This window comes from Achromobacter insuavis (genome assembly GCF_902859645.1).
Lineage (GTDB): Bacteria > Pseudomonadota > Gammaproteobacteria > Burkholderiales > Burkholderiaceae_B > Achromobacter > Achromobacter insuavis.
Map to the genome: position 1 here is coordinate 29,696 of NZ_CADIJR010000023.1, position 11,520 is coordinate 41,215.

General features: G+C 70.8%; 10 protein-coding genes. 5 read left to right on the forward strand and 5 right to left on the reverse strand.

Annotated features, from left to right (window positions below; all coding sequences use genetic code 11):
- The first annotated feature begins 123 nt into the window (after window positions 1–123).
- Window positions 124–1,014, forward strand: coding sequence for a LysR family transcriptional regulator (locus H0523_RS14050; protein ID WP_054428743.1), 891 nt, complete (start codon window positions 124–126; stop codon window positions 1,012–1,014).
- Between the two features lie 3 nt (window positions 1,015–1,017).
- Here the strand turns inward: H0523_RS14050 and H0523_RS14055 are convergent, their stop codons facing one another.
- The 4 genes from H0523_RS14055 to H0523_RS14070 form a co-directional block, all read right to left on the reverse strand.
- On the reverse strand, window positions 1,018–1,470 hold the full coding sequence (locus H0523_RS14055; protein WP_054428742.1) for a GNAT family N-acetyltransferase: 453 nt from the start codon (window positions 1,468–1,470) through the stop codon (window positions 1,018–1,020).
- 76 nt (window positions 1,471–1,546) lie between these two features.
- Window positions 1,547–1,897, reverse strand: coding sequence for a DOPA 4,5-dioxygenase family protein (locus H0523_RS14060; protein WP_054428741.1), 351 nt, complete (start codon window positions 1,895–1,897; stop codon window positions 1,547–1,549).
- 5 nt (window positions 1,898–1,902) lie between these two features.
- Entirely contained in the window at window positions 1,903–2,262 is a 360-nt protein-coding gene (locus H0523_RS14065; RefSeq protein ID WP_054428740.1) for a translation initiation factor Sui1, read from the reverse strand.
- 74 nt (window positions 2,263–2,336) lie between these two features.
- On the reverse strand, window positions 2,337–3,239 hold the full coding sequence (locus H0523_RS14070; protein ID WP_054428739.1) for a LysR family transcriptional regulator: 903 nt from the start codon (window positions 3,237–3,239) through the stop codon (window positions 2,337–2,339).
- Between the two features lie 101 nt (window positions 3,240–3,340).
- Here H0523_RS14070 and dkgB point away from each other — a divergent pair, with 101 nt between their 5' ends.
- From dkgB to H0523_RS14090, 4 genes are all read left to right on the forward strand, one after another.
- Window positions 3,341–4,144 (forward strand): 2,5-didehydrogluconate reductase DkgB, encoded by an 804-nt coding sequence (gene dkgB, locus H0523_RS14075; RefSeq protein ID WP_054428738.1) that lies wholly within the window; start codon window positions 3,341–3,343, stop codon window positions 4,142–4,144.
- A gap of 52 nt (window positions 4,145–4,196) precedes the next feature.
- A complete protein-coding gene (locus H0523_RS14080) occupies window positions 4,197–5,087 on the forward strand; it encodes an NAD-dependent epimerase/dehydratase family protein (protein WP_054428737.1) in 891 nt (296 codons plus the stop codon).
- A 137-nt stretch (window positions 5,088–5,224) separates the two neighbouring features.
- On the forward strand, window positions 5,225–6,274 hold the full coding sequence (locus tag H0523_RS14085) for an NADP(H)-dependent aldo-keto reductase (protein WP_054428736.1): 1,050 nt from the start codon (window positions 5,225–5,227) through the stop codon (window positions 6,272–6,274).
- Window positions 6,275–6,305: 31 nt separating this feature from the next.
- Window positions 6,306–7,058, forward strand: coding sequence for a hypothetical protein (locus H0523_RS14090; RefSeq protein ID WP_054428735.1), 753 nt, complete (start codon window positions 6,306–6,308; stop codon window positions 7,056–7,058).
- 95 nt (window positions 7,059–7,153) lie between these two features.
- On the opposite strand, the gene H0523_RS14095 is transcribed toward H0523_RS14090, so the two are convergent.
- Window positions 7,154–11,482: a bifunctional nitrate reductase/sulfite reductase flavoprotein subunit alpha gene (locus H0523_RS14095; protein ID WP_054428734.1), complete on the reverse strand. Its 4,329-nt coding sequence runs from the start codon at window positions 11,480–11,482 to the stop codon at window positions 7,154–7,156.
- Window positions 11,483–11,520: the final 38 nt, after the last annotated feature.

The window sequence follows — 11,520 nt, forward strand, 5'->3', positions numbered from 1 at the left end:
GTAGATTATTGGCTTGATGCGGCATTATGATTCGCTATCAGGCACTACTTTATTAACTTGAAGTTAAAGATTCCGGCGCTCGCCTGCCGTCGCCGGCCTCGTCCGCATGAGGCGTTTCCCGCCGTGAACCACGATCTGGCATCTTCCCTGGAGTTCTTCGTGCTGCTGGCGCGCCACCGCAACCTGTCGACGGTGGCGCGCCTGCTCGACCTGACGCCGCCGGCGGCCACCAAGCGCCTGGCGCAGCTGGAGGCGCGGCTGGGCGTGCGGCTGGTGAACCGCACCACCCGCAGCATCAGCCTCACGCCCGAAGGCGAAACCTACCTGCACTACGCCACGCGCATCCTGGCCGACGTGCGCGAAATGGAAGAGGTGGTGTCGTCCAGCGGTTCGGTGCCCAAGGGCCTGCTGCGCATCAACGCGACGCTCGGCTTCGGCCGCACCGCGATCGCGCCCATCGTGTCCGAGTTCGCCGCGCAGCATCCGCAGGTCGAGGTGCAGCTGGACGTCACCGACCGGCCCATCGACCTGGTGGAAAGCGGCGTGGACCTGGGCATCCGCTTCGGCGCCTTGCCCGATCAGCGCCTGGTCGCCCGGCGCGTGCTGTCGAACCGGCGCTTCCTGTGCGCGGCGCCGCGCTACCTGGCGCGGCACGGCACGCCCGCCAGCCTGCGCGATCTGGCCAGCCACCAATGCATCATCCACCGGCAGAACGAGGACGCCTATGGCGTCTGGCGCTTCACCCGCGACGGCCGCGCCGAGACCGTGAAGGTGCATGGCGCGCTCTCCAGCAACGATGGCGACATCGTGCTGAACTGGGCGCTCGATGGCCACGGCATCCTGGTGCGTTCGGAGTGGGACCTGGCCAAGTACCTGGAGAGCGGGCGGCTGCGGGTGGTGCTGCCCGAGTTCATCCTGCCCTCGGCCGACCTGTTCGTGTACTACCCCAGCAAGCGCGACCTGTCGGCGCGCACGCGGGCGTTCATTGATTTCCTGATGGCGCGCTTCGCGTAGGCCCTAGCGGAATCGATAGGCCAGCACTTCGTCGCCGGCTGCGTCGATCTCGCCGGTGGGCGTCCACCCCAGCCGCCGGTAGAAGCCGTGCGAGCGCACGCCCGGATCGGCCGCGCAGCTCAGGAACAGGCGTTCGTGGCCCAGCCCGCGCAGCGTCTGCATGACCTGGTCGAGCAATGCGCGGCCGATGCCGCGGCCCTCGCAGGCCGGCAGCAGGGCCAGCACCAGGATCTCGCCGCTGTCGCGATCGCCGAAGCAGTAGCCGGCCAGCGCGCCGTCCGCCAGTGCCACCACGCCGGGCAGCGAGCCGTCGCGGATGCCGTCGCGCCAGCTTTCAGGCGTGATGCCGAGCGCGCGCAGGTCTTCGGCCGAGAAGGCGTTCTCGCGGGTGCGGCCGCGCAGGTCGATGCAGGCGGCGGCGTCGTCGGGATGGGCTGGGCGGTAGTGCAGGTTCATGTCGGGCGTCGTCAGGCGGAAGGGGGCGCGTCCGGCGGGTCGCGGATGCGCGCCGAGCACGGCAAGCGCGCGGGGATCAGCCGCCGAGCGCGGCCAGGTTCAGCGTGTGGCTGTGGCCGATCCACACCGCGCAGTCGCGGTGGTCGCGCAGCGATTCGCCGGTGTTGGGATGCAGGAACACATCCAGCGCGCCATGGTTGAGCGCCAGCCAGGTGAGCACGCGCGGCAGCGTGGCCGGCGCGAAGGCGAGCTGGTAGCTCCATTGCGGATGCGGGCCGACCGGGCGCTCGTGGAAGCGGCCCATCTGGATGCTGTCGCCGAACGCGGCGATGGCCTGTTCGCGCAGCGCCCAGGCCGCGTCGCGGCTGTCGGCATTGAAATAGACGTGGGCGTGCCAGCTGTCGACGATGGCGGGGTCCAGGATCATGAGGGTCAACCTCCGGCGCGCTTGGCGCGATGGCCGAGTTTGTCGAGCGCGGCCAGGATGCGGTCGCAATGGTCGCCCTGCACCTCGATGACGCCGTCCTTGACGGTGCCGCCCGAGCCGCAGGCGGTGCGCAGTTGCTTGCCCAGCGCGGCCAGGGCGTCGTCGTCCAGCGGCAGGCCCTTGACCACGGTTACGGCCTTGCCGCCGCGGCCCTTGGTTTCGCGCGAAACGCGCACGCCGCCGGGGGCCGGCACGGGCCGGGCCGCCGCCTTGCACTGGCAATCGGCGAGCGGGCGGCGGCATTGCGGGCACATCCGGCCGCCGTCGGTGGAATAGACGAGTCCGCCTGGGGAGCTGCTTTTCATGGGTGATGCGTGAGATTGCGGTTCAGGCAGCCATTATGCCGGAGCCGCCGCCGCGGGCCCGGCGCGGGCGGCGCTCATTCGTCGAAGCCGCGCGGCCCCAGCGACTCGACCAGGTAATCGATGAACGACTTGATGCGCGAGGAGATCGCGGTGTTGCGGTAATAGACCGCGTTGACCGGCTGGCGCACGTCCAGCGTCTGGCGCGGAAACAGCTGGCGCAGCGCGCCGGACTGGCGGTCGGCGCGCGTCATGAAGTCCGACAGGCAGACGATGCCGGCGTCGTTCAGCGCCAGTTGCCGCAGCGTCTCGCCGCTGAACGAGCGGATCGCCGGCTGGATGTGCAGCGGCTGGCCGTCGGCATCCTCCAGCGGCCACTCGTTGAGCGATTCCAGTTGCGAGAAGCCCAGCAGGCTGTGGTCCGCCAGGTCGGCCACGCGCTTGGGCGTGCCGTGCGCCGCCAGGTAGCCGGGGCTGGCCAGCACCCGCACGCGGCTGCGGCCGATCGGCACGGCATGCAGCGACGAATCCTTCAGGCTGCCGATGCGCAGCGCCAGGTCGGTGCGGCGTTCCAGCAGGTCGATGTTGCCCTCGTTGCTGTTCAGTTCCAGCTCGACCTTGGGATAGCGCTTGCGGTAGCCAGGCACCAGCGGCACGATCACGTGCAGCATGAAGGGCGAGGCGGCGTCGACCCGCAGCCGCCCGGCCGGCTGGTTGCGGCGCGCGTGCATCTGCTCCTCGGTCTCTTCGACCGCGGCGATGATCTTGCGGGCCTGCTCCAGGTAGGCGCGGCCTTCCTCGGTCAGTTCCAGCCGCCGGGTGGTGCGGCGCATCAGCGTGGTCTGCAGCTTTTCCTCCAGCCGCGTCATGGTGCGGCTGGTGGCGGAAATGGTCTGCTGCAGCGCATCGGCGGCGGCGGTGATCGAGCCGCTGTCGACGATGGCGATAAAGACCTGCATTTCGTCGAGTGTCGTTTTCATATTTGACGTTATATCAAAAGTCTTTCGCCGATACAGGGCTTATTCCGCAAGGATCGTGCGGGCACACTGGGTGCATTCCAACACCTACCCAGGAGTTTTACATGAGCATCCCGTCTTTTGGCGTCGGCACTTTCCGCCTGCAGGGCCAGGTCGTCATCGATTCCGTGCGCAACGCGCTGGACGTCGGCTACCGCGCCGTCGATACCGCCCAGATCTATGAGAACGAGGCCGAGGTCGGCCAGGCTGTCGAGGCCAGCGGCATCGCCCGCGCCGACCTGTTCCTGACCACCAAGATCTGGGTGCCGAACTATGGCCGCGCCAAGCTCGTGCCCAGCCTGAAGGACAGCCTGGCCAAGCTGCGCACCGACTACGTCGACCTGACCCTGATCCACTGGCCCGCGCCCGGCAACGGCGTCGCCATCGCCGAGATGATGGCCGGCCTGATGGATGCCCGCGAGCAGGGCCTGACGCGCCAGATCGGCATCTCCAACTTCCCCATTGCCGAGACCCGCGAGGCCATCGCCGCCGTCGGCAAGGACGCCATCGCCACCAACCAGATCGAGCTCAGCCCCTACCTGCAGAATGCGGCGCTGGTGGACTTCCTGAACCAGCAGGGCATCCCCGTCACGTCGTACATGACGCTGGCCTACGGCAAGGTGCTGAAGGATCCGGTGATCGGCCAGATCGCGCAGCGCCACAACGCCACGCCGGCGCAGGTCGCTCTGGCCTGGGCGCTGCAACGCGGCTTCGCCGTGATCCCGTCGTCGACCAGGCGCGAGAACCTGGCGAGCAACCTGCTGGCCCGCGACCTGCGCCTGACCGACGCCGACATGGCGCAGATCGCCGCGCTGGAACGCAACGGCCGCGAAGTCAGCCCGGAAGGCCTGGCCGCCGCCTGGGACTGAGGCACGCCATCGGCGCCGCGCGCGCCAACCAGATTTCACAAGGAGCCATTCCATGAAGCTATTCATCACCGGCGCCAGCGGGTTCATCGGCGGCGCCGTCGCCGCCTCGATGGCCAGGGCCGGCCACCAGGTCCGCGGCCTGATCCGCAATCCCGACCGCGCCGCCGAACTGCGCGGCTTCGGCATCGAACCGGTGCTGGGCACGCTGGATGACGCGGCGCAGCTGGCGGCCGAGGCGCGCGCCGCCGACGCGGTCATCAACGCCGCCGACAGCGACCATCGCGGCGCCGTCGAGGCCCTGCTGGGCGCGCTGGCGGGCAGCGGCAAGGCGTTCATCCATACCAGCGGCAGCAGCCTGGTCGCCGACGACGCGCTGGGCGAGCCGTCCGACGCGGTGTTCGACGAAACCACGCCGGTGGCGCCGGTGCCGGGCAAGGTGGCGCGCATCGCCATCAATGACCTGATCCACGCCAGCGCGCCGGGCGTGCGCAGCGTGGTGCTGTGCCACACCCTGATCTACGGTTCGACCGAGGGGCCGCGCGCCGCAAGCGTGCAGATCCCGCCGCTGGTGGCGCAGGCCCGCGAAAGCGGCATCGCGCGCCACGTCGGCCGGGGCCTGAACCGCTGGTCCAACGTGCACATCGCCGATGTCGCGGCGCTGTATCACCTGGCGCTGGAGAAGGCGCCGGCCGGCAGCTTCTATTTCGTCGAGAACGGCGAGACCGCCTTCGTCGACCTGGTCGGCGCCATCGGCCAGGCCCTGGGGCTGGGACCGGCCCAGGCCTGGGATCCGGCGCAGGCGGTGGCTTATTGGGGCAAGGACCTGGGCGCCTACGCGCTCGGCTCCAACAGCCGGGTGCGGGCGGGCAAGGCGCGCCGCGAACTGGGCTGGGCGCCGCGGCACGATGACGTGCTGGGCTGGGTGCGCCAGGCCATCGCCTGACGCGGGACGGCGCGGCGCCGGGTCGGGGCCGCGCCGGCGTCCACGGGGTGGGCCAACGGCGGGGCGCCGTCAGCAAAACGCCAACAGAGTTGCGGTAAGGTAACCGTTCCCTTCAGAGATTCCGCACGGAGCAGAACTTGAAATACCGCAAACTCGGCCGTACCGACCTGGACGTCAGCCTGATCGGCCTGGGCACCATGACCTGGGGCGAGCAGAATACCGAGGCCGAGGCCCACCAGCAGCTGGACTACGCGCTCGAGCGCGGCGTCAACCTGGTCGACGTGGCCGAAATGTACCCGGTGCCGCCCAAGCCGGAAACCCAGGGCCTGACCGAAACCTACATCGGCACCTGGCTGGCGCGCAGCAAGCGGCGCCAGGACATCGTGCTGGCCAGCAAGGTGGCCGGCCCGGTGCGCGATCCCAAGCGTCCCGGCCACATCCGCGACGGCAAGACCTTCCTCGATCGCAAGAACCTGACCGAGGCGCTGGACGCCAGCCTCAAGCGCCTGCAGACGGATTACCTGGACCTGTACCAGCTGCACTGGCCCGACCGCACCACCGCCACCTTCGGCCAGCTGTCGTATCCGTGGGTCAAGGACGACCACACCGTGCCGATCGAGGAAACCCTGTCGGTGCTGCAGGACTTCGTGCGCGCCGGCAAGGTGCGCCACGTCGGCGTCTCCAACGAAACGCCGTGGGGCGTGTCGCAGTTCCTGAAGGCCTCCGACAATCTCGGCCTGGCGCGCATCGCTACGATCCAGAACGCCTACAGCCTGCTCAATCGCGTCTACGAGATCGGCCTGTCGGAATTCAGCCACCACGAAGGCGTGGGCCTGCTGGCCTATTCGCCGCTGGCCATGGGCATGCTTTGCGGCAAGTACCTGGACGGCGCCCGTCCCGCCAATGCCCGCCTGACGCTGTATACGCGCTTCACCCGCTACAGCAACCCGCAGGCCGAGGCCGCCACCCGCGAGTACGTCGAACTGGCGCGCCAGCACGGCATCTCGCCGACGCACCTGGCGCTGGCCTGGGTCAACCAGCGCCCGTTCGTCACCAGCAACCTGATCGGCGCCACCAACCTGCAGCAATTGAAGGAAAATATCGATAGCGTCGACGTCGAACTGTCGTCCGACGTGCTGCAGGCCATCGACCAGATCCACGTGCGCCACCCGAATCCGGCGCCTTGATCCCGCTTGCCGGGAGCGACGAGGACCCTATATGCGCAATCTCGATTTCAGCTCCTGGCAAACCGTACTGTCCACGCTGCTGGGCCTGGCGGTCATCACCCTGATCGGGGTGGGGATCCGCCTGCTGGTGATGCAGACCATCCAGCAGCGGCGCGAACGCGAGAACCGCCAGATCAACGAGCGCCTGCGCACCCTGATCGCGGCCTACAAGACGCTGGGCGGGTCCTTCACCGGCAACCTGGTGGTGGACCCCAGCCATCTGCGCGACCTGCGCCATGGCGCGCCGCAAGCGGCCGTCGCCAGCGGCGCGCACGACGATGAGATCGACCCCGATGCCGCCGACCCGCTGCGGCCGGCGGCGCTGGACGGCCCCGGCGGCGAGCGCCGCCGGCGCGTGCGCGACGCGGTCGAGGCGGCGCTGTCCGACATCATCCTGCTGGGCACCGAGGACCAGGTGCGGCTCGCGGCCCAGGCGGCCGCCGACCTGGTGGCCGGACGCCGCATCGAGACCGCCGAGCTGGTGGTGTCGCTGCGCGACTTCATCCGCCGCGTGCTGAACCTGGAACCCGTGCCGGTCGGCCTGGCGATTCCGCGCCAGGGCCCGACCCGGCCCGCGGCTGGCGGCGCGAAGGGCGGCAATGCCCGTGGCGAGGCGGGCGGCGGCGGCAAGGGCGGGGGTGGGGGTGCAGGGGGCGGCGGCGCCGCCGCGGGCATGGGCATGATGGGCGTGGGCGCCGGGCTGGCGGCCGACGATCCGCACGATCCCCACGGCGGCGCCCGCTAGCACGCAACCGTCGGTCATGCCGGCGCGGGTGATGCCTGCGCGAGCCGGCCGACGCGCCGGCCGATCATTGCGGCCGCGCGCCGCGCCGCTTCGCTTCAATACACATCGCGCACATAGCGCTTGTCCGCGGTCATGCGCGCCACGTAGGCCGCCGCCGCGTCGGCATCCATGCCGCCGTGTTCCCGCACCACCTGCCTGAGCATGGCGTCTACGTCGCGGGCCATCTGTCCTGCATCGCCGCAGACATAGAAATGGGCGCCCTCCTGCAGCCACGCCCAGAGCCGCGCGCCGTGCTCGCGCATGCGGTCCTGCACGTAGATCTTGGCGGCCTGGTCGCGCGAGAACGCCAGGTCCAGCCGCGTCAGCAGGCCGTCGTCGCGCAGCGCCTGCAGTTCGTCGCGATAGTAGAAATCGCTGGCCGCGTGCCGCTCGCCGAAGAACAGCCAGTTGCGGCCGCCATCGCCGCGCGCCCGCCGCTCTTGCAGGAAGGCGCGGAACGGCGCCACGCCGGTGCCGGGGCCGACCATGATCATCGGCGTGTCGCCCTGCCGTGGCGGCCGGAAGTGGCTGGCCTCCTGCACGAAGACCGGCACGTCGGCGTCGCTCGCGCGGTCGGCCAGGAAGGTCGACGAGACGCCCTTGCGCTGGCGCCGGCCATTGTCGTAGCGCACCGCGGACACCGTCAGGTGGACCTGGCCGGGATGCGCCTTGGGGCTGGAGGCGATGGAGTACAGACGCGGTTGCAGGCGCTTGAGCGCGCCCAGCCACGCCTGCGCCGGCAGCACCGCCGGAAACGCGTGCAGCACGTCGGCCAGCTGCTTGCCCCACAGCCATTGCCGCAGGTCCGCGCGGCGTTCCTCGGCCAGCAATTGCCGCAGGCCGGGATCGCGGGTGTGTTCCGCGATCAGCGCCAGCGTGGCCGGCGCGGGGCGCGCGATTTCGTAATGCGTGGACAGCGCCCGGGCCAGCGGCATGTCGCCGACGCCCGGCACGCTGGCCACCGCGTCGCCTGACAGGCCGGCCTGCGCCAGCAGTTCCTCCACCAGCTCGGGGCAGTTCACCGGCCAGACGCCCAGCGCGTCGCCGGCCTGGTAGTCCAACCCGGTGCCGGCGATGTCCAGCGCCAGCGCGCGCGTGTCCTTGTCGCCGCTGGCGTTCAGCCGCTGGTTGCCGATCAGGCGCGCGGGCGCCGGGCGCGTCCGGGAGGGCGGCGCCGGGCGCGCGCCGATGGGCGGGGCGGCAGGTTCGGGCGGCGCGGCGGGGGCCGCCCTGCCGGACGGGGCGTCGGCAGTCAGCGCCGCCGCGATGTCGTCAGGCATCAGGCCGCCGGCCGGATGGCCATGCTGTTCGGCGTTGGCCGCATGGATGCCGGCGATGGCGCTTTCCAGCCAGGCGTCGGCCGGCGCCTCGTAGTCGGTGTCGCAATCGACCCGCGCCAGCAAGGGCCGCGCGCCCAGCTGCGCCAGCCGCTGGTCGAGCCGGCGGCCGTGGCCGCAGAAGGCGTCATAGTTGCTGTCGCCCAGCGCCAGCACCGCATAGCGCAGCGACGCCAGCCGCGGCGCGTCGGCGGCCGACAGCGCGCGCCACAGGTCCTGGCCGTTGTCCGGCGCGTCGCCGTCGCCGAAGGTGCTGGTGATCAGCAACAGGTACTGGGCGCGCGCCAGGGCGTCGAGCGTGCAGTCCGCCATGCAGGCGGTGCGCAGCTCGAAACCGGCCGCGGCCAGCGCGGTGGCGCTGCGTTCCACCAGCGATTCGGCATTACCGGTCTGCGAGGCCCACAGCAGCGTCACGCGCGGGCGCGGGCCGATGATGCGGACGGTGGCCTCCGCCGCGTCGGTGGCAGGCGTGGTCGCTGGCGCCAACGGCCGCGGCGCGCGGCTGTACAGGCCATGCAGCAGGCCGTTGAGCCACAGGCGGGTGGCTTCGTCGAAAGGCGCGTGGACGGGCAGCTCCGGAATGCCGGGAGCGCCGCCGGCCTGCCGCAAGCCGTTGAGAAAACCCGACAGGTAGTGGCGCTGGCGCGCATCCAGCGCGGGCGGTTCCGCGCCGCTCGTCAGGCCGAGTAGCGCGGCCATGGCCTCGGCGGGGGCGGCGCCGCTGGCCGACACGGCGACGGGCTGCAGGGCCGGGCCGGTCTCCAGGTTCCCGACCGCTGTCAACGCCGGGGCCGCGTGTGCCGCGGCCAGGCCGGCAACATTGTCGGCCGCCATTTCCGTCATGGCCAACGTGGCCGGCGCTACGGCGCGCGTCGCCCTGCCGGCAGGCGCCGCGACGCGGCACAGCGCCACCGCGCAGAACTTCAGCTCGGGCTGCTGCGACACCGGATCGATGGCGTCGCTGGTGACGGCGTTGATGCACAGATCGTCGCCATACACGTCGTTCCAGTGCATGGGGGCGAAGCAGTTGCCGGGCCGCACCCGGTCGGTGACGACGGCGGGCAGCACCGCGCGGCCGCGGCGCGAACGGATCTCAACGTTGTCGCCGGCAGCGATGCCGAGCGCTGTCGCGTCATCGGGGTGGATCTCCACGAACGGCGCGGGGTTGAGTTTGTTCAGCATCGGCACCTTGCCGGTCTTGGTCAGCGTGTGCCATTGGTGCTGCAGCCGCCCGGTGTTGAGCACCATGGGATAGTCGGCGTCGGGCAGCTCGGCCGGATCGGCGTGCGGCCGCGCGTGGAACTGCGCGCGGCCGTTGGCGGTGGCGAATGCCAGGCGCGGCCGCGCGCCATCGTCCTCTTCGCGCCACGGCTGGCTGACGCCGTCGTTGAGATAGCGGATCGGATTGCGCTCGGGGCCGTCGGCGCGCGCACAGGGCCATTGCAGCGGCGTCTCGCGCAATCGCGCATGGCTGGCGCCGCGCAGGTCGTAGCCGGTGGCGGGGTTGGAAAAACCGGCGATCTCCTCGAACACCTCGGCCGCGCTGGCGTACTGGAACGCGTGGCCGTAGCCCATCTCGCAGGCCACGCCGGCGATGATGCGCCAGTCGGGCAGCGCGTCGCCGGGCGGCGGCACGGCCCGCGGCATCAGCGTCAGGGTGCGTTCGGAATTGATCATCACGCCGTCGGCCTCGGCCCATAGCGCGCCGGGCAGCAGGATGTCGGCGTAGCGGTTGGTCTCGGTGTCCAGGTAGGCGTCCTGCGCGATCACCAGTTCCGCCGCGCGCAGCCCGGCCACCACATTGGCGCGGTTGGCGACGCTGGCCACCGGGTTGGTGCAGATGATCCAGCAGGCCTTGACCTCGCCCGCCGCCATGCGCTGGAACAGGTCGATGGTGCCTTGCCCCAGCCGCGTATGCAGCGTGCCGGCGGGCACGCCCCAGCGCGCTTCGACAAAGGCGCGGTCGGCGGCCGACAGCACGCTGCGCTGGCCCGGCAGGCCGGGGCCCATGTAGCCCATCTCGCGTCCGCCCATCGCGTTGGGCTGGCCGGTCAGCGAGAACGGCCCGCTGCCCGGCCGGCAGATGCGGCCGGTGGCCAGGTGCAGGTTGCACAGCGCGTTGGTGTTCCAGGTGCCGTGGGTGCTCTGGTTCAGCCCCATGGTCCAGCAGCTCATCCATTCCGGCGCCGCGCCGATCCAGTCGGCGGCCTGGCGCAGTTGCGCGGCGGCAATGCCGGTCAGCGCCTCGACCCGCTCGGGCGCGTAGTCGCGCAGCAAGTCCGGCATGGCCTCCCAGCCGTCGGTGTGCGCGGCGATGAAGGCCGCGTCGGTCTTGCCGGCCCCATGCAGCAGATGCAGCAGGCCGTTGAGCAGCGCCAGGTCGGTGCCCGGCTTGATCGCCAGGTGCAGATGCGCCTTCTCGGCGGTGGTGGTGCGGCGCGGATCGACCACGATCAGGCGGGCGCCGGCCTTGACCCGGTCCATCATGCGCAGGTACAGGATCGGATGGCAGTCGGCCATGTTGGCGCCGATCACCAGGAACAGGTCGGCGCGGTCGATGTCCTGGTACGAGCCGGGCGGGCCGTCGGCGCCCAGCGACAGCTTGTAGCCGCTGCCGGCGCTGGCCATGCACAGGCGCGAATTCGATTCGATGTTGTTGGTGCCGATGAAGCCCTTGGCCAGCTTGTTGGCCAGGTACTGGGCCTCGATCGACATCTGTCCCGACACGTACAGCGATACCGCGTCGGGGCCGTGCGCGTCGATGATGGCGCGCAGCCGCCCGGCGGTGTCGCGCAGGGTGTTCGCCATCGGCCGCGGCGCCAGGTCCTGGCCGCGCCGGTCGCGCACGTAGGCGTGCTCCAGCCGACCCGACTGGCGCAGGGCAAGGTGGGCCGACGACCCCTTGGTGCAGAGACGGCCGAAGTTGCTGGGATGCTCGCGGTTGCCGGTGATCTTCACCACCTGCTCCCGTTCCACGTGCAGGGTCATGCCGCAGCCCACGCCGCAGTAGGGGCAGACGGTGTCCACGGTGCGCTGGCTGCCGCTCATGCTCGGTTCCCAAAAAAGAAAGCGCCCTGCCTGCGCGG

What these genes read in the sequence shown, in the direction of transcription:
- H0523_RS14055 (WP_054428742.1), bottom strand. Translation starts at nt 1,470, where the DNA reads ATGAACCTGCACTACCGCCCAGCCCATCCCGACGACGCCGCCGCCTGC.
- H0523_RS14060 (WP_054428741.1), bottom strand. Translation starts at nt 1,897, where the DNA reads ATGATCCTGGACCCCGCCATCGTCGACAGCTGGCACGCCCACGTCTAT.
- H0523_RS14065 (WP_054428740.1), bottom strand. Translation starts at nt 2,262, where the DNA reads ATGAAAAGCAGCTCCCCAGGCGGACTCGTCTATTCCACCGACGGCGGC.
- H0523_RS14070 (WP_054428739.1), bottom strand. Translation starts at nt 3,239, where the DNA reads ATGAAAACGACACTCGACGAAATGCAGGTCTTTATCGCCATCGTCGAC.
- dkgB (WP_054428738.1), top strand. Translation starts at nt 3,341, where the DNA reads ATGAGCATCCCGTCTTTTGGCGTCGGCACTTTCCGCCTGCAGGGCCAG.
- H0523_RS14080 (WP_054428737.1), top strand. Translation starts at nt 4,197, where the DNA reads ATGAAGCTATTCATCACCGGCGCCAGCGGGTTCATCGGCGGCGCCGTC.
- H0523_RS14090 (WP_054428735.1), top strand. Translation starts at nt 6,306, where the DNA reads ATGCGCAATCTCGATTTCAGCTCCTGGCAAACCGTACTGTCCACGCTG.
- H0523_RS14095 (WP_054428734.1), bottom strand. Translation starts at nt 11,482, where the DNA reads ATGAGCGGCAGCCAGCGCACCGTGGACACCGTCTGCCCCTACTGCGGC.